The following is a 16,679-nucleotide window of genomic DNA, read 5'->3' as shown; positions in this document are numbered from 1 at the left end:
TGCGAGTTGAGTGGCGAAGCCCGGATTTCAGAATTGCATATCAAAACGATCTTTCGGCAGCGGATAGCCAAGCTGCTTTTCGACCAAATTGATCAGCGTTTCTCCCCCGACGTAGCGTTGGAAATTTTTGCAGAACAGGTCGATTGTTCTCGGCACCCGATGAACAGATTGAGCACCGATGTGCGGCGTGATGATCACGTTGGGAAACTGCCAGAGCTTGCTGTCCTGTTCAATCGGTTCCGGACTGGCGACGTCGATGCCGACTCCAGCCAGATGCTCGCTTTCGATCGCCGCAATCAGGGCATTTTGGTCAACGACACTGCCCCGACCAACGTTGATGAAGTAACTGCCTTTTTTCATCAGCCCAAACTCTTTCACCGAAAGCAACTGCTCGTTTTCATCGCTTAGTGGCAACGTCGCGATCACGACATCGCACTGCGGCAGCATCTCGTGCAATTGCGAGTCCGAGTATACGGTGTGAGCGAATCCCTCAAACCCGTTGGTGACCGTCGCGTCGGGGAACTTGTCGGTCGCCAAAATTTTGCCCGCCATTGGGCTGAGCGTTTTCGCGATTTGCTGTCCGTTGCCTCCATAGCCAACGATGCCGACTGTTTTGCCAAAGATCTCGTCGGTGAAACGGCGAACGTATTCTCGCTTGGCTTTGGCTTCGAAGAAAACCGGCAGGCTTCGCAACAATCCCATCAGCAACGCCATCGAAGTCTCGGCGACTTGCGGCGCGAACAAACCGCTGCAACCGCTGACCACGATTTGATCGCAGGCAATGACTTCCGGCGAAAGGCAGTGATCCAGCCCCGCGGCTGAAGACTGAATCCACTTCAAACGACCCTGCTCTACAACTCCGGCCCAGTCGATCGGAGCTTTCTTGGCATGGCCAAAGAAAATGTCCGCTTTAAAAATGTCGTCGTTGATCGAATCCTGGCTGGCGTCAAGAACCTCGAATTCCGGAGCAACGGTTGTTCTCACGGTTTCCAGTTGAGCAGGCGTGATCGGGAAACAGGTGACGATGGTTGGGGCGTCGGACATTCGGGATCGCTGGCAGTTTTGGGCATGGAAAAGAAAGGGTTCGCCAATATAATCGAGCCTTCCAACTTTTAGCAGTATGAAAGCTTCTGTGCCCGAGACATCGTCATCCGAACCTCAATCCGTCGAACCTGTCACACTACGACAGGCTCAGGATCGAGTCGACCAGTGGATCAAAGATGTTGGCGTGCGATACTTTTCAGAGCTAACGAATCTGGCTCAGTTGGTCGAAGAAGTCGGCGAAGTCGCCCGGATCATTTCTCGGACGTACGGCGAGCAGTCTTCCAAAGACTCAGACAAGGACGCTTCTCTCAAGGACGAACTGGCTGACGTGCTTTTCGTGCTGGTTTGTTTGGCGAACCAGACCGGCATTGATTTGACGGAAGCATTCCACGAAAACCTGCAAAAAAAGACACGGCGCGACGCAACTCGGCATCGCGACAACAAAAAACTTCAATCCTGAATTTCTCTACGACATCGAGAACCCATGAGCATCACTGTAATGCGACAAGTCCGTTTCTGTGCGGGCCACCGGTTGCTAAACCACGAAGGCAAATGCGCCAATCTGCACGGCCACAACTACATTGTCGAATTTCACGTGACAGGAAACGATGTCGATGAGCTTGGTCGGGTCGTGGATTTTGCAGTGATCAACAAACTGTTTAAAGGCTGGATCGACGAGAATTGGGACCACGGTTTTATCTTGTGGGACCAGGACGACAACGCGATCAATGCTCTGGAACAGGTTACTCCGAACCGGATTTATCAGCTGCCCTACAATCCGACGGCCGAAAATATGGCTCGGTATCTGATGCGTGAAATCGGCCCGCGACTGATCGAGACCATCAAGGGATATGATCTGAAACTTTCCAAGGTCGTGGTTTGGGAAACAGAGAAGTCATCTGCGACAGTGACGTGTGATGTCAGTCGCGAGTCTGCCGACGCCAGGTTGCAGTTCACGAACGCCACGCGATCGTTCAACTGACCGAGAGAGTCCCGCGTTTGATTTATTTCAACGGGGGATGTTCAGCGAATCGTTCCCTACGCCATGAAGCTTTTCTATTCCGACGTCTTTGAGCTTCCGCTTCCTGGTGGGCATCGATTTCCGATGTCGAAGTACACGTTGCTGCGTGAGCGGATCGCGGAGCGCTTGGTCGGACGAGGCGCGGAACTGGTGCTGCCACCCGCAGCGACCGATCGGCAGATATTGCTGGTCCATTCGCGCGAGTATCTCGATCGCGTCAAGTACGGAGGACTGAGCCAGCTCGAGCAGCGCCGGATCGGATTTCCGTGGTCACTCAAAATGGTCGAGCGTTCACGTCGTTCCACCGGCGCCACGATTGCTGCAGCCAAAGCCGCACTTTCCGATGGCGTCGCGTTCAACCTTGCCGGCGGAACTCATCATGCTTTTGCGGATCGAGGCCAAGGCTATTGCGTGTTTAATGACGCGTGCGTTGCGGCACGAGTCCTGCAATCTGAAGGACTGATCGAGCGGGCGATGGTCGTTGACTGTGACGTTCATCAAGGCAACGGGACCGCGTCGATCGTAGATGGCGACGACTCCATTTTCACTTTCTCGATTCAGTGCGAATCCAATTTTCCGTTTCGCAAAACCAACGGCGATCTCGATATTAATTTGCCAGTCGGCACAGGGGATGAGAGATATCTCACAGCGATTTCACAGGGAGTCCAGCAGGCTTTGACAGAATTCGAGCCTGATATCGTGTTCTACCTGGCCGGCGCAGATCCTTACGAAGGCGATCGATTGGGCAAGCTGGCAGTTTCCAAATCCGGCCTGCGGCGGCGAGACGAATGGTTGTTTCGGCGCTGTTTTGATGCGAAGTTGCCTGTCGCTGTTTCGATGGCGGGTGGCTATGCCAACGATGTTGGTGACATTGTGGACATTCATTTCGCAACAGTTGAATCCGCCCTCGATCGGAAATTGCGTCACAGCGATCGCCCAAGTTCATCTACGTCGACCAAATAATGGTGATTGCGGTAAAGCTTCCTTGCCCGAATTCGGATTCGTTTGTTATCGTGGTGCCATATCTGCGTTGAACTATCGAAAGCATTCTCATGAACGTCGAACAGTTGCAGTCCCATTTAGTGGCTGCCCGAGCTTTGCTCGATGAAGGAGATTTGCCCGCCGCTGCACAGCAAGCCGAATTGGCTGTCGACGAATTTTGGAAGTTGGGCGACGACCGGATTGCTGAAGCATTGCCGCTACTTTCGCTGCTGCGTTATGCCAGTGAGGGAAATCGTGCAGACGGTGACCTGTTTGAGTCACTCGACGATTTGCCGAAATCGCTTTCGTTTTCGTTGCTGGAAGAAGCCGCGAAACTTCACGACGATTGCAGTAACGATGCGTCAGCAAAAATGCTCTCCGACGTGAGAAGTTTTTTGAGTCGCTGGATTGGAGAGTCCGCATTTGAGAACGAGGTCGAGAACGAGGTCGAGACAGAGCCATCTCTGGCTGAGGAATCGATTGCCGAACCAGTCGTATCGTTTGAGTCGCTGGACGAGCCTTCAACAGAGATCGAGCCTGTCCCAGACGTCGAGCCTGTCGCAGAAGTCGAGCCTGTCCCAGAAGTCGATCCTGTACCAGAGGTCGAGCCTGTTCACGCGATTGAGCCATCGCCAGCAATCCAGCCCGACGAGCCCGAGCCTGAAACAGTCGAGCCAACCAATCCAGTCGATGAAAAGATTCACGATCTCCGTGCTCAAATCAAACAGTTCTATGCCGAAGGCGAACGCGAGTTGGCTGTCGAGACGTCGCTTGAGCTGGCGAATGAATACGCGATTCGCGGAAAGAAACAACGAGCGTCTGACCTGTTCGTTCAGGTGCTGAAAAAGTCAAAACTGAAACAACGCACCAAACTCCGGCTCGCCGGATTGTTGGACTTCGGCCGGTTCCTGCTACGAATCAGGAAACCAAACGAAGCTCAACGGATTCTGCGGATCGCTGCAGGCGTTGCGAAGAAAGCCGGAGACGAAGAAAAGTTCTCGCTCGCGATCGCATGGCTCGGCATCGCGCTGATGCATGACGGTCAGCGAGACGCTGCCAAACGATTCCTTGGGAAAGCAGCGACTCAATTGAGTCCGTGGGATGTTGAAGCGGATTTGGTCAAGCAACATTTGGAAGCGTTGGACGAAGGATCCGATTGCGCATGTCCCGAAGCGACAATTGAAATGTCGTTATCGGGCGCGGATTGGGATTGAATATGCCATGGAAGCAAAAGCCCTTCGGTTGGGGCAAAGCACTTTCAGGAGAATCGCTGTTTCCCCCTGTCAAAGATGCGACCGTCGCGGTTCTGAAGCAAGTCAAAGAGATCATCGACGCTGACCATTCGATTGAAAAAATCATCTTCAACGTGGACACACTTGAGCCACCATCGGTTGGAATCGCAATCCAGTTGATGCTCGACAAGGCCGAAAACAAGCTGGAGTTTGAAACGGTTTCGGCAGCAATTCCCGAACCCGATCCACGTTCATCAACGGCAACGAATCCGTTGTGGGAATTGTCAGACGACAGTCTCGTTCCCATAGCCGATGATCCGAAACTGGCCATCAAGTTGGCTTGCGCGGACGTCGTGGCGTCCAGCAAGGACTGCCTTCAAAGCTGGGAGCGTGCCGTCGCCCTGTCCGAACAGTTCGACCTCGAACAAGTCGACTCGTTGCTGGCCGTGATGTTGTTTCCTCCGCCGGTGGAGGCCGGATTTTCGTCGACGGAATGGGTGAGGCGAATTCAACTTGCGGCAGCCCAGTTGGCTGTGAATCTGGAGCGGATGAACGCGGTCTCGCTGCAGGACTCCAAAGTCGCCGACGTAACCCGGGGGCCGCTGGACTGGACCACGGATTCGGCAATGGTTGCTCTTGCCCAGCGAGCCAACATGGAGCGTCAACTGGTCGGCGACGTTTGCGAATTGGCGCAAAATGTGATGGAGAGAGTACCCGACGAGGGAACCTGGAGCTGTCGCGAAGTCGCCTCTGGAGTCATCGCCTATCTGGAATCGGTGGCCGAAACCGGCGGCCAGATTGAAACTTAAAAGTCGTCCTACTCGGTCTGCCAACAATCGATCGGCGGTTCGCCTTCCTTTGCGACGCCTTTGAAACGTTGGACGCGATGGTTGTACGAATCGATGACGTGAAAATAGCCTTGCGAGTCCAGCGTCATTCCCCACGGTTGATGTAACTGCCCCGGTTCACGTCCCGGACCGCCCCAGATCCCGTGTGAGTTTCCTTCCAGATCAAACTTTTGCAATCGATGGTTGCCGAATTCGCAAACGTAGAGAAAGCCTTGCCCGTCGAACAACATGTTGTACGGGTAGCTGAGTTCTCCGATTCCGGAACCGGACGAACCAAAGCTGAATTTAAAAGTCGGAGGTTCCGTGGTCGCATCGAAAACCTGAATGCGATGATTACAGGCATCGGCGACCCAAAGTTGATCTTTCTCGTCGACCAGCATTCCCTGCGGTCGCAGAAACTCTCCCTCTTCGGTTCCGTGAGCCCCCAGCGAACAAATGTACTTTCCGTCAGAAGTGAACTTTTGTATTCGGTCAAAGTCACCGTACTCAGAGACGTAGAGGTTGCCTTGTGAATCTTCGACGACGTCCGTCAGAAAGCCAAACTCGCCTTCTCCACGCCCGTTTTGTCCACCAATCGTTTGCTCCGAAAGCAGCTGGCCTTCCGGCGTGTAAAACAGCACGCGAAAGTAGTGCGTGTCCGGAACAGCAATTCTTCCGTCACGCAGAATTGAAATTCCGCACGGCTTTCCATTGACGCATTCGGGCGTCTTCCAGAAATTTTGCAGTTTTCCCAGGTGATCGAAAACCTGAATCCGACTGGTCATGTCGATAATGTAAAGCTGGTCAGATTCATCGACCGCGATAGCGCGCGGCTTGATGAAGCGGCCGTCGTCGAGCCCTTTTCGTCCCCAAACTTCAGCGACTGATTCAACTGGTGGCGGAGTGCAGCCGACAAAAAGAAGGCAAGCGACCAATGGAAACAGCAGGATCAGTCGAGTTTGACGGCTGGGGGAACGAGGTTGCAGATTGCTCATTCGTGCGGCTTGACCCCGGTCCATTGCAGCAGATATTATTGAATGGCTGCAAATCATGTTTGCTCGATCCTGTGAGTCGCAATTCTGCGGAACACGCATCGGGCGTGTGCATCTCAGTTTAATCCAACTTACCACAATTCTTTTCCGGTTTCTGCGAGTCCTCCATGCCAACCGAGATCATTGATCTACAAAAGGTTGAAGATTCGCGTGATGTGGTGCATCGAATCGTAGAGTTTCTCTCTGCCGGAAAACTCGTCGCGCTTCCGACGGAAACCGTTTATGGTGTCGCGGCAAGTGCATTGCAGCCTGCGGCCGTCGAGCGGCTTCGTGAGCTGAAAGCGCGGGATGGCGACAAACCATTCGCCCTCGCGATTCGTTCAAGCGACGAGTGCAAGGACTATGTTCCCGATATGTCTCCATTAGCGCTGCGGATTTCTCGCCGAGTCTGGCCCGGCCCGGTTACATTGGTGTTGCCCAACAATCATCGCGACAGCGTCGTTTTTCAGCTGGATCCTGCGGTTCAAAAAGCTGTCAATCCAGGCGATACGATCGGGATCCGTGTTTCGCCCGACGAGTTGCTTGAGCAGGTGCTTGGCTTGACCGCCGGACCGCTGGTGCTAACAAGTGCCAACTTTGCCGGCGAACCGCCCGCGACGGATGATACGGAGCTTGAAAAGCTGGATGGACATGTTGATCTGATTGTCAAAGCCGGCAAAACGCATTTTGCCGCTCCTTCGACTGTCGTTCAAGTCGATGGCCAATCTGTGAAAGTGCTTCGCGAAGGAGTCGTCGACAGGGCCACGATCGATCAGCTAAGCGGATTCATCGGCGTCGTTGTCTGTACGGGCAATACCTGTCGCAGTCCAATGGGCGAGGCCATTTTTAGGAAACTGGTTGCAGAGAAAATTGGCTGTGAGATGGAAGATCTGGCCAGCCACGGAATTACGATCGTGTCCGCCGGAATCGCTGCCGGTCCGGGTGCTCCGCCTGCCATGCAATCGGTGACGGTGATGCAGGACTACGGAATCAATATTTCAGACCACCAAAGCCGCCCGGTGACCGCGCGGCTGGCGAATTATGCCGACTTGATTCTGACGATGACCAATGGTCACCGAACGGCGATTGTAAATCAGTGGCCGACGCTGGATTCCCGAGTCCGCACGATTCGCGAAGACGGTGGAGATGTTTCGGATCCAATCGGTAGTCCAATTCCTGTTTATCAGGCCTGTGCCGAGCAGATTGAAGCTTGCCTTCGACACTGGGTTGGTAAAATCGATTTTGACCAATTTAAAACTAACTGAATTTTGGTCCGGTTGAATCGTCGGACATTCTTTTCATGAAAATCTCTGTTGGAACTGACCATCGCGGTCTTGAACAAAAGCGCATGGTTTCCCGGATCGCTGAATCGCTTGGCCACGAGGTCGTCGACCATGGCACCAACTCGACCGAGTCCTGTGACTATCCGGATATCGCGAAAGCGCTCGGCCAGTCCGTCGTTTCCGGCAATACCGATTGCGGGATTCTGATCTGCGGAACCGGGATCGGCATGTCGATCGCCGCCAATAAAGTCAAAGGAGTTCGCGCCGCGGTTTGCAACAACGTCGCTCAATCCAGACTCAGCCGCCAGCACAACGACGCCAACGTTTTGTGCATTCCAGGCGACTCTTTCGAGGAGTCCGCCGTTAAAGAGCTGGTTTCCGTTTGGCTTGAAACGGAATTCGAAGGCGGTCGGCACGCTCGCCGCGTCGACAAGGTGAAGCAGATGGAAGAAGACTTCGGAAAGTAGTGGTCTGTGCCCGGAAAGGTGCGCGGGCCGTTGGGTTCGATCGGCCTTGGAGCGAACACATTGCCGCTCATCGGTCGACCGAATTGCGACGCCTACTGATCCAGCACGTCAACCACGCAGCGCTGCAGCAATGTGGCGGTCAACTCGGCGCTTGCACCAAGATCTCTCGCTCGATTCAAATCCTTTCGAGCAGCGTCGTGATGGCCCAAGGCACAATACTGGTACCCGCGGAGCAGCCACGCGCGAGCGTCGTTGGGTTCCTGTTTCAAATGAGCCGACAGGTTTTTGACCTGAGTCACGAAATCGTTCTTGCCGTAAAACAGCTTGAAGTTTTCGACCACCCAGCACATTTCTTCTGGCGAAAGCAACGAATTGGCTTTCGTTAAATCCTGAGCCGCTTCGCGATATTCGCCGTTTGCAAAATGAGCCTGTGCCGCGAACAGCATCAGCTTTCCGTTGGACTCATCAAGCGACTGTGCCAAGCCTGCAAACCGAGCGGCTTGCCCATAATCACCGGTTCGAAACGCACGCTCGGCTTTCAAATGGGACGCCGCCGCAAGCTGATTGGTCTCGATGATTGGAGCCAATCCCAGCTGGTCCTCGACTTCGATCGGATCCGGCGCTGGAACTTCCTCAACTGGTGGCTTGAGCAACGTTTGCTGTTGCCCTGGAGCATTTTGGTTTGCCAAAGCCTGCTTGGCTCGTTCGAGCTCGATCTGCAAACGCAAAATCTCTGCGTCGCGAGCGTCACTGGCTCCCTGATCCATCGGCACGATCGCCTGTTCGTTGCGAAGTCGTTCCAGTGCCTGAGCCGCAACGCTGCTGCCGACGACATTTGAGGAAAGCACGCCAGCATTGAGATGGCTTCCGTATGTCGAATACGCCGGATTGTAGTTCGGGTATCCACTGCTGTATCCGTAACCCGACGCGTAAGGATCCTGGTAAATCGTTGGCCCGTAACCGTAGGGGTAATCAGAATATCCATACGGTACGACCGGCAGATAGTGGCCACGTAGACTGTAGCTTGGCGTGAAGCTGTACCGGATAACCGGTCCGCGCGACGAATAAAAAGAGTGATGGTTGAACTGTTGCGTCGGCCTGCTGTAGTTGCCACGCCCGCTTGAATTGTGGCCGCGACCGCTGTGACCGTGGCTGTTGTGATTGCTTCCACGCTGCGGACCACGATTGCCGCGACCTTGATTCGAGTTGCCACGGTTTCCGCGCGAAGCGGAACCCTGGCCTTGCCCTGAACTTCGCGGTGACGAACTGGCGGTGGCTGGGCGTGAACCGCGACCGGATTTGCTGAATCCGTTCGCTTTCTGCGCATAGCTCGAATCAACTGGAGTCACCATCAACAGCACGGCGATGACGACCGCAAAACGAAATGTATCAACCATCACTGACTCCGGGATTACTGATTCTGGGAAGGAGCTACTTCGTCTGCCTTAACAATTTCCAGCAGTTCAAGTTCGAAAACGATCGTCTGGTTTGGGCCAATCGGACCACGCCCCTCCAAACCGTAGGCTTGTTCGCCCGGGATCGCAATTTTCCATTTGCTTCCCACCGGCATCGATTGCAACGCGGCATTAAAACCATCAACAAACACACTCGCATTGGCAACGTAGGGCTTGGCAGGTTGGCCCTGGCTTGGGACCAGTGTCGAATCGAATACTTTGCCGTCGATAAACGTGCCGTGGTAATTGATTTTGACCGTGTCTGTTGGCTTGGGTTTAGGGCCGTCGCCTTCAACCATGACTTCGTATTGGACGCCGTTGTCCATCGACTTCACACCTTCCTTTTTCGCATTCTCAGCAAGATAGGCGTCTCCTTCGGCTTTATTCTTGGCGGCAGCGGCTTTGACTTTCTCGATTCGAGATTGTTCGGCTTTCTTTTGCAGTTGGCCCATGATCGAACGAGCATCGTCCAGCGACACGCCGATCGGTTCTCCGGCCAATGCACGACGGGCACCTTCCATCGCGGCTTCCTGATCGAGCTCGATGCCGTCGGCTTTAAGCTGGACCAGCATCTGTCCAAGTCGATTGTAGATCAGGATAATGCTGGCCTTTTTCATCATCTCTTCTTCGCTCATCTCCGTTGCCACAACGGAGGGCGTGATGCCTGGAACGGCGCCAGATTCCTGAGCCGTAGCAATGGAGAACGGAGTCACTGTGGCGGCAAGGCAAAGCACGGAAAAAAGAACGTTGAATTTAAGAGACATCAAAAAAACTTTCATTGAGTTGGGTGCCTTGCGGCGGTGTCGGTTACAAGACCACAGATTATAGAGCAATCGTATTTATGCGGACAGTGTTTCGTTCGCCCAGCGGTGCCCAGACGCTTGAACTGTTCACAGATACGGGCTTTGACTATAAATAGTTGTAAATATCTGCTCTGAACCTTTTGCAGACACTCCTTGTCATGCAGCCTTCAGATCGCCCCACTCAATTCGGTACAACGTGCAAGATCGCAAGAAAAAAGATCAGGTCAATCAGGAAATCGCGCTGATCGTCCGCGTCCAGTTTCCAGACGATCCCGTAGAACTCGATCCCCTGGAAGAAATCCAGGGCTTGGCGGAAACGGCTGGAGCGATCGTCATGGCTGGCATCGTACAACGCCGGGACAAGCCAGACCCCACGACTTACATCGGCAAAGGAAAAGTCGCCGAGTTGAAGGAGCTGGTTGACTTTCATGCGGCAGATGTGGTTCTGTTCGACAACAATCTTTCGCCGGCGCAGAATCGTAACCTTGAGCTGGAACTGAAAGTCAAAGTCTTGGATCGAACCGAAGTCATCCTCGACATCTTCGCCACGCACGCGCGAACGCTTGAAGCTCGTCTGGCGGTTGAGCTGGCTCAGCTTCAATACGCGCTGCCGCGGCTGAAGCGAATGTGGACTCACCTGTCACGTCTGAAAATGGGCGTCGGTATGCGTGGTCCGGGTGAAAAGCAGCTGGAAACTGACAGACGCTTGGTTGAGAAACGGATCCACGATCTCAAAGACGAACTCAAGAAAGTCGAACTGCGAAAAGAGCGTCAGGTTCGATCGCGAAAAGGCACCATGACCTGTTCGCTGGTCGGCTATACCAACGCCGGCAAGAGCACGCTGATGAACGCGTTGACCGATGCCGATGTGTTGGCTCAGGATAAACTTTTCGCGACCCTCGATACGCGAACGCGGCGCTGGCACTTGCCGCAGTGGGGCCCAATTTTGCTCAGCGACACCGTTGGTTTCATTCGCGATTTGCCGCACGCGTTGATCGCCAGTTTTAAAGCAACGCTCGAAGAAACTCGCCAAGCCGACTTGTTGTTGCACGTTGCCGACGCGAGTAATCCCAAAGTCATCGATCAGATCATGTCGGTTTATGATGTGCTCGAAGAAATCGGGATCAAGGAAAAAGACGCGTTGCTGGTGCTGAATAAAAGCGACGTGGCTCGCGACATGCCGCACTTTAATTCGCTACTGAATCGATACCCGAACGCGATTGCAGTCAGTGCGAAAACGAAAGAAGGATTCGATCGGCTGCACAGCGTCGTTGGCGATGCTCTTAGTCGCTCGTTTCAGGATGTCGATATCGAGATGTCGGTCGGCAACGGAAAACTGTTGGCCTACCTTGCCGCGAAAGGCGAGATTGTCTCGACGCAGTATCGCGAAGACGTCGTATTGGTTCACTGTCGCATTCCGCAAAAGTATCTGGGGCGGATCGACTACGACAACGCCATCGTTACGCCGCACAATGCTGCCGGTTGGGTCTCGGAAGAAGGCGACGCGGAAATTGAAGGCGAAGTGACGGGCGATGGTGGAACTGTTGAGCATTCCACAACCGAACAGGCGGAATCGGCATTGCCGACGGCTCCAGCTGAACCGGTCGAGACGCCGATTGCTCCGATCGAAGCACCTCGCGACTGATGCGGAACCTCAAGGATAAACGCGTCATCATCACCGGCGCGTCAAGCGGCATTGGGCGCGAGCTTGCCAGGCAAATGGCGGCTGAGGGTTCCCGGTTGGTCATCAACGCGCGTCGCGAAGATCGTCTTGTCGAACTTGCGGATGAACTTGCGATTGGCGATCGCTGTGCCGTCGTTGTCGGCGACGTTACCGACTCCGCAGTTCGCAGTCAGTTGCTGGCGACCGCGAAAGAAAAGTTTGGCGGGCTCGATATTCTCGTCAACAACGCCGGAATCGGTGCAATGGGTCGTTTCGATGAGGCCAGTGAGGATCGATTGCGGCAGATTTTTGAGGTTAACTTCTTCGCCGTCGCCGAACTGATCCGCGAATGTCTGCCCTTGCTCAAATCTGGCAACGAAGCGGTGATTGTGAACCTCAATAGCGTGTTGGGACACCGCGCTGTGCCGCTCAAGAGCGAATACTGCGCCAGCAAGTTTGCGATTCACGGTTTGAGCGACGCTTTGCGGGCGGAGTTTGCGGCGGACGGGATCGACATGCTGTTGGTCAGCCCAAGTACGACGGACAGCGAGTTTTTTGATGCTGCGATCGACGATCCAACGAAACGTGACTGGAAAAAGGGCGGCGCGATGTCACCTGAAGTCGTCGCCTCACGAACGGTACGGGCCATCAAAAAGCGTCGCCACGAAATCATTCTTACCTTCGGCGGGCGGATTTTGGTTTGGCTGGATCGAATGATCCCCGGTATAGCCAATCGGATCATCGCCAAGTTCGGACAGTAGTCGTCGTTCGAAAGGTGGGATAGGCTTCCAGCCTGTGGACGCGCTGCCGAATAACCTGCCAATGCAATGACTGGCTGGAAGCCTATCCCACCAACAAGCTCAAGCATTCCAAGTTACTGCGTTTCCAACACCAGATTATCCCGATGCACCAACGCACTTCGTGCACTCGGACCCAGTAGATTAGAAATCTCGCTGCTCTTCAAACCCACGATCGAAATCGCATCCTTGCTGTCGTACTCCGCCAAGCCTCTTGCCACCGCGTGTCCGTGCGGACCCAGAATTGCAACCGTATCGCCGCGTTGAAACTTGCCTTCGATCTTCGTCACGCCCGCTGACAGCAAACTCTTGCCTCGCTCCAGCGCCACCAACGCGCCCGCGTCGATCTCGATCGAGCCACTGATCTCCAACCCGCCAGCGATCCACTTCTTCCGGTCGCTGATCGAATTCGGATTCGGGTCGAACCACGTGCCGCGGCCTGAATCAGCAAGCCGACTCAGCGGATGCAAATCCTTGCCCGACGCGATCACCATCGTCGTGCCGCTCGACGTTGCAATCTTCGCCGCATCAATCTTCGTCTTCATTCCACCTCGCGAATGAATCGAAGCCGCCTCGCCAGCCATCGCTTCGATGTCAGCGTCGATTGATTTTACTCGCGGGATCAGTTTCGCATTCGGATTGTCGGCAGGAGGCGCATCATACAGCCCATCGATATCGGAAAACAGAATCAGCAAATCCGCACTGCACATCGTCGCCACGCGAGCCGCCAGCCGGTCGTTGTCACCATAGCGAATCTCGGACGTCGCCACCGAATCGTTTTCGTTGATGATCGGGATGGCTTTCCATTTCAGTGCCGTCGCGATCGTGTTGCGAGCATTCAAATATCGACGCCGCTGTTCAGTGTCTCCGATCGTTAGCAAAATCTGGGCGGCCACCAGCGAGTGGGCTTTGAGCGTTTCGCTAAACAGCCGCGAAAGCGCGATCTGGCCGATAGCGGCAGCGGCCTGGCTTTCTTCAAGCTTTAAAAAACCGTCACGCAGTTCGATGCCTTTTTCTAACAACTCCCGACGCCCGAGCGCGATCGCTCCGGAAGACACGATCAGGATCTCCGTGTCCTGATTGGCCAATTCGGCGACGTCCTTGAGCAAGCTGTCCAGCCAGGTTTTTCTGAGACCGTTTTCCGGATCGACCAGCAATGACGAGCCGATCTTGATGACAACGCGTTTGTATTGAGAAAGGAATTCTGTCATTCTGGAATTTGCTATATTGATCGAAGTGGCGGTGTCCGGCCGTCGCGAATTCCGTGTGACGGCTCTTTGCCGCTACAACGCCATTGGAGAACCGACTTGCAAGTCCCACACGCACAACGCGAAAAAATCCTCGAACTCCTTGAGCATGAAGGAGGCGTGACGGAGGAATCGGTTCGCAAAGTCGCTGCGGAAACCGGCGTTCCGGAAGCCGACATCTGGGGCGCGGGGATGTTTTATACCCTGATCGATCGGCCCGGGAAACGGGTTCGCGTTTGCGATGGCCTGTCGTGCCAAATGGCCGGGGCGGATGAGATTGCCAAACAGATCCAATCAGCAGGACGCGATTGCGAGCGAGTCAGCTGTCTTGGTCAATGCGATTTGGCTCCGGCGACTCTAGACGAAGAGATGGAGCTGGTGACGTACGCGGAAGTCAAGACGTCGATCACGCCCGCCGACGAAGAGCGACTGGCTTTGAACCTGGCCGGACCCGTCGACATGAGCTACTCGGCGTTGGCGAAGGCCCGAAAGATGGGATCCGAAGCGGTCATCGAGCAAATTAAGGAAGCCGGACTGCAGGGACGCGGCGGAGCTGGATTTCCGGCTCATTTCAAATGGACTTCCGTCAGCGGCCAGGCCGAAACCGAACGCTACGTGATCTGCAACGCAGACGAAGCCGAGCCCGGCACGTTCAAAGATCGTGAAACGATTTTGCGGCAGCCGCACAAGGTGCTTGAAGGGCTGGCAATCGCGGCCGAGACGATTGGAACGAAGTCCATCTGGATTTACATTCGCGGCGAGTACACCAATGAGTATCGTTCGCTGGAGAAAGCCATTGCGGAAGTCCGCGACGCACAGCTTTCTGATTTTGAGATCGAAATCGTCAAAGGCCACGGTGCCTACATCTGCGGCGAAGAGACCGCGATGTTGGAATCAATGGAAGGCCGCCGCGGAATGCCGCGACTCAAACCGCCCTACCCCACCGAAGCTGGCTTTCGCGGAAAACCATCGCTAATTCATAACGTGGAGACAATTGCCTGCGTGCCGTCGATTGTTCATCGCGGCGGCGAGTGGTTCAAAAATCTGGGCCGCACCGAAGCCGGTTCCAAACTGTACTGCATCTCCGGTCACGTGAACAAGCCGGGCGTATTTGAGCTACCGCTTGGCGTGACCTTGGACGAACTTGTGGAAGCCGCCGGCGGGTACCTTGGCAACCCGATTGCGTTTTCGCCAGGCGGTGCGTCGAGCGGTTTCCTGCCGATCAAGCAACGCGATTTGCCCTTGGACTACAAGAATCTTGCTGACGTTGGATCGATGATGGGAAGCGCTGGAGTCGTCGTGATCAACGACACGATCAACATGGCGATGGCCGCCAAGTGGCAACTGGACTTTTTCGAGCGAGAAAGCTGCGGCCAATGTGCGCCTTGTCGGATTGGGACTAGGTATCTGAATCGGCAAGCCGACAAGTTTATTCAACTCGGCGATAGTTCTGCATTGCAATACGCCGATGACGTCGGCTGGGAGATGGAAGAAGGATCCATCTGTGGTTTGGGAATGGTTGCCGCGAAGCCATTGGAGTCGGCGAGGAAATACTTCCCGGAGGCGTTTGAGTGACTTCGTGGTTGTGGCTTCCAGCCGCAATCATTTGCACATCATTAGTTTCAACTAGTGGTCTGTCAGAGCTGAATTGATGGGTAAAGCTTCTTTAGTTTTATTCTTGCATCGTCAGTTTTGAATTGCCAATCAACGGTTGCTTCCGACTCGTTTCTTCCACGGTTCCAGGCTGCAACCTGTTTTTCAAGTGTCTTTTTGGTTGGGATTCGCCTGTTGAGACATTGCTTTGCCAAAGAAGCCAGTTCGGTTTCGGCCATGTTGAGCCAGCTGCCGTGTTTGGGCGTATAGTGGATTTCCAACTTCTCGATCAACCGACGAGCCTCCTGCGGTTCAAAGGCTTCGTACAGTGATCCAAGCTTGTGGGTGTTGAGGTTATCCATGACCAAAACAATTTTCTCTGCGTCAGGATCAAGCTCGTCAACGAGTTTCTTGACGACGTGGGCGAAGTCAACTTTCGTTCGTCGATCGGTCACTTCGACGTGGCGCCACCCTGCCAGTGGCTCAAAAAGCACAAACAGGTTCGCGACACCGTTGCGTTTGTATTCGTAGTCCTCCCAAACTGGAGTGCCCGGCTTGGCGGGGATAGGAGTTCGAGTTTCGCCAACGAGTTGCTTGCTCGTTTCGTCAAGACACACAACAGGACGTTTGGCGTCGTAGGGGCGTTGATACACCTCAAGGACATCTTCCATGGCAGCTACGAATTCAGCGTTCTTCTCGGGAGGGATCACCCATTGCTCCTTCAAGTGAGGCTTAAGTTCGTTTTTTTCAGCGTCTCGCGGACACACTCGTGGCTGACCGAGTCAACAACTTCCAAAGCGATCAGACGATCAGCAAGCAAACGCAATGTCCACCGACTTCTGCCCTCAGGAGCTTCACTACATGCAGTTGCAATCAACGTCGCCTCAGCTTTACCGTCAAGCTTACGATAAATCCGCTTGCCAGTGTTCTTGCGAAACACTGCCGACTCCAACCCCTCTTCGACGAACCGCCGACGAATGCGAAATACCGTCGAAAGGCCCACTCCTGAAAACTCTGCGTTCTCCTGATCAGTCTTTCCCTGGTCGGCTTTGAGCAGAACGCGAGCTCGACCAAGAACAGAAACCGACTTACCGCCTTTGCGAATCAAGTCTTTGAGTAAATGACGTTCGCTATCAGTCAAATCAACAACAAAACGTTCTGACTTCGTTTTCATCTCGCCCTCCGTGGCAAAAAAGAAGACAATGAACGATAGCCAAAAACTAGTCAACTCAACTT

General features: G+C 54.3%; 16 protein-coding genes. 10 read left to right on the top strand and 6 right to left on the bottom strand.

Annotated features, from left to right (window positions below):
• Positions 1–27 precede the first annotated feature (27 nt).
• Positions 28–1,044, bottom strand: a complete 1,017-nt coding sequence (locus MFFC18_RS14425; RefSeq protein ID WP_075083280.1) for a D-2-hydroxyacid dehydrogenase — start codon at positions 1,042–1,044, stop codon at positions 28–30.
• 76 nt (positions 1,045–1,120) lie between these two features.
• On the opposite strand from MFFC18_RS14425, the gene MFFC18_RS14420 reads away from it, so the two are divergent.
• The 5 genes from MFFC18_RS14420 to MFFC18_RS14400 all read left to right on the top strand — a co-directional run bounded on the left by MFFC18_RS14420 (position 1,121) and on the right by MFFC18_RS14400 (position 5,087).
• Positions 1,121–1,504, top strand: coding sequence for a nucleotide pyrophosphohydrolase (locus MFFC18_RS14420; protein ID WP_075083279.1), 384 nt, complete (start codon positions 1,121–1,123; stop codon positions 1,502–1,504).
• A gap of 24 nt (positions 1,505–1,528) precedes the next feature.
• The gene (locus MFFC18_RS14415; RefSeq protein ID WP_075083278.1) at positions 1,529–2,026 is read left to right on the top strand and encodes a 6-pyruvoyl trahydropterin synthase family protein; all 498 of its coding nucleotides are present in this window, start codon (positions 1,529–1,531) and stop codon (positions 2,024–2,026) included.
• Between the two features lie 63 nt (positions 2,027–2,089).
• Positions 2,090–3,028, top strand: coding sequence for a histone deacetylase family protein (locus tag MFFC18_RS14410; RefSeq protein ID WP_075083277.1), 939 nt, complete (start codon positions 2,090–2,092; stop codon positions 3,026–3,028).
• 89 nt (positions 3,029–3,117) lie between these two features.
• Positions 3,118–4,260: a hypothetical protein gene (locus tag MFFC18_RS14405; protein ID WP_075083276.1), complete on the top strand. Its 1,143-nt coding sequence runs from the start codon at positions 3,118–3,120 to the stop codon at positions 4,258–4,260.
• 2 nt (positions 4,261–4,262) lie between these two features.
• A complete protein-coding gene (locus MFFC18_RS14400) occupies positions 4,263–5,087 on the top strand; it encodes a hypothetical protein (RefSeq protein ID WP_075083275.1) in 825 nt (274 codons plus the stop codon).
• Between the two features lie 8 nt (positions 5,088–5,095).
• Here MFFC18_RS14400 and MFFC18_RS14395 read toward each other — a convergent pair whose 3' ends face one another.
• Complete coding sequence (locus MFFC18_RS14395; protein WP_075083407.1) at positions 5,096–6,100, bottom strand: SMP-30/gluconolactonase/LRE family protein; 1,005 nt, start codon at positions 6,098–6,100, stop codon at positions 5,096–5,098.
• Positions 6,101–6,264: 164 nt separating this feature from the next.
• Between MFFC18_RS14395 and MFFC18_RS14390 the strand changes: the two genes are divergently transcribed.
• Both MFFC18_RS14390 and rpiB read left to right on the top strand, forming a co-directional pair.
• Positions 6,265–7,401: an L-threonylcarbamoyladenylate synthase gene (locus MFFC18_RS14390; RefSeq protein WP_075083274.1), complete on the top strand. Its 1,137-nt coding sequence runs from the start codon at positions 6,265–6,267 to the stop codon at positions 7,399–7,401.
• Between the two features lie 35 nt (positions 7,402–7,436).
• Positions 7,437–7,886 (top strand): ribose 5-phosphate isomerase B, encoded by a 450-nt coding sequence (rpiB, locus tag MFFC18_RS14385; RefSeq protein WP_075083273.1) that lies wholly within the window; start codon positions 7,437–7,439, stop codon positions 7,884–7,886.
• Between the two features lie 92 nt (positions 7,887–7,978).
• Here rpiB and MFFC18_RS14380 read toward each other — a convergent pair whose 3' ends face one another.
• Both MFFC18_RS14380 and MFFC18_RS14375 read right to left on the bottom strand, forming a co-directional pair.
• A complete protein-coding gene (locus MFFC18_RS14380) occupies positions 7,979–9,283 on the bottom strand; it encodes a tetratricopeptide repeat protein (RefSeq protein WP_075083272.1) in 1,305 nt (434 codons plus the stop codon).
• Between the two features lie 14 nt (positions 9,284–9,297).
• Entirely contained in the window at positions 9,298–10,104 is an 807-nt protein-coding gene (locus tag MFFC18_RS14375) for an FKBP-type peptidyl-prolyl cis-trans isomerase (RefSeq protein ID WP_162273917.1), read from the bottom strand.
• A 235-nt stretch (positions 10,105–10,339) separates the two neighbouring features.
• On the opposite strand from MFFC18_RS14375, the gene hflX reads away from it, so the two are divergent.
• The gene (gene hflX / locus MFFC18_RS14370) at positions 10,340–11,788 is read left to right on the top strand and encodes a GTPase HflX (protein WP_075083271.1); all 1,449 of its coding nucleotides are present in this window, start codon (positions 10,340–10,342) and stop codon (positions 11,786–11,788) included.
• On the top strand, positions 11,788–12,567 hold the full coding sequence (locus tag MFFC18_RS14365) for an SDR family NAD(P)-dependent oxidoreductase (RefSeq protein WP_075083270.1): 780 nt from the start codon (positions 11,788–11,790) through the stop codon (positions 12,565–12,567). Before hflX ends, MFFC18_RS14365 begins: the two co-directional genes overlap by 1 nt.
• Before the next feature lie 113 nt (positions 12,568–12,680).
• On the opposite strand, the gene proB is transcribed toward MFFC18_RS14365, so the two are convergent.
• Positions 12,681–13,814: a glutamate 5-kinase gene (proB, locus tag MFFC18_RS14360; protein ID WP_075083269.1), complete on the bottom strand. Its 1,134-nt coding sequence runs from the start codon at positions 13,812–13,814 to the stop codon at positions 12,681–12,683.
• Between the two features lie 96 nt (positions 13,815–13,910).
• Here proB and MFFC18_RS14355 point away from each other — a divergent pair, with 96 nt between their 5' ends.
• Positions 13,911–15,425, top strand: a complete 1,515-nt coding sequence (locus MFFC18_RS14355) for an NADH-ubiquinone oxidoreductase-F iron-sulfur binding region domain-containing protein (RefSeq protein ID WP_075083268.1) — start codon at positions 13,911–13,913, stop codon at positions 15,423–15,425.
• A gap of 62 nt (positions 15,426–15,487) precedes the next feature.
• On the opposite strand, the gene MFFC18_RS14350 is transcribed toward MFFC18_RS14355, so the two are convergent.
• Positions 15,488–16,617 (bottom strand): IS630 family transposase gene (locus MFFC18_RS14350; RefSeq protein ID WP_210421373.1). Its coding sequence is split into 2 segments (ribosomal slippage): positions 15,488–16,191 and positions 16,191–16,617, totalling 1,131 coding nucleotides; the frame shifts between segments, so codons are not numbered across the junction.
• Positions 16,618–16,679 lie beyond the last annotated feature (62 nt).

This window comes from Mariniblastus fucicola, from assembly GCF_008087665.1.
GTDB classification, from domain to species: domain Bacteria; phylum Planctomycetota; class Planctomycetia; order Pirellulales; family Pirellulaceae; genus Mariniblastus; species Mariniblastus fucicola.
The sequence above is the reverse complement of the archived record's forward strand: the minus strand, read 5'-3'. Positions and strand labels throughout refer to the sequence as shown.

Excerpts from the sequence above, each read along its gene's own strand:
- MFFC18_RS14405 (WP_075083276.1), top strand. The coding sequence starts at position 3,118 with ATGAACGTCGAACAGTTGCAGTCCCATTTAGTGGCTGCCCGAGCTTTG.
- MFFC18_RS14400 (WP_075083275.1), top strand. The coding sequence starts at position 4,263 with ATGCCATGGAAGCAAAAGCCCTTCGGTTGGGGCAAAGCACTTTCAGGA.
- proB (WP_075083269.1), bottom strand. The coding sequence starts at position 13,814 with ATGACAGAATTCCTTTCTCAATACAAACGCGTTGTCATCAAGATCGGC.
- MFFC18_RS14425 (WP_075083280.1), bottom strand. The coding sequence starts at position 1,044 with ATGTCCGACGCCCCAACCATCGTCACCTGTTTCCCGATCACGCCTGCT.
- MFFC18_RS14365 (WP_075083270.1), top strand. The coding sequence starts at position 11,788 with ATGCGGAACCTCAAGGATAAACGCGTCATCATCACCGGCGCGTCAAGC.
- MFFC18_RS14410 (WP_075083277.1), top strand. The coding sequence starts at position 2,090 with ATGAAGCTTTTCTATTCCGACGTCTTTGAGCTTCCGCTTCCTGGTGGG.
- MFFC18_RS14395 (WP_075083407.1), bottom strand. The coding sequence starts at position 6,100 with ATGAGCAATCTGCAACCTCGTTCCCCCAGCCGTCAAACTCGACTGATC.
- MFFC18_RS14380 (WP_075083272.1), bottom strand. The coding sequence starts at position 9,283 with ATGGTTGATACATTTCGTTTTGCGGTCGTCATCGCCGTGCTGTTGATG.
- MFFC18_RS14375 (WP_162273917.1), bottom strand. The coding sequence starts at position 10,104 with ATGTCTCTTAAATTCAACGTTCTTTTTTCCGTGCTTTGCCTTGCCGCC.
- MFFC18_RS14420 (WP_075083279.1), top strand. The coding sequence starts at position 1,121 with ATGAAAGCTTCTGTGCCCGAGACATCGTCATCCGAACCTCAATCCGTC.
- MFFC18_RS14390 (WP_075083274.1), top strand. The coding sequence starts at position 6,265 with ATGCCAACCGAGATCATTGATCTACAAAAGGTTGAAGATTCGCGTGAT.
- MFFC18_RS14415 (WP_075083278.1), top strand. The coding sequence starts at position 1,529 with ATGAGCATCACTGTAATGCGACAAGTCCGTTTCTGTGCGGGCCACCGG.
- rpiB (WP_075083273.1), top strand. The coding sequence starts at position 7,437 with ATGAAAATCTCTGTTGGAACTGACCATCGCGGTCTTGAACAAAAGCGC.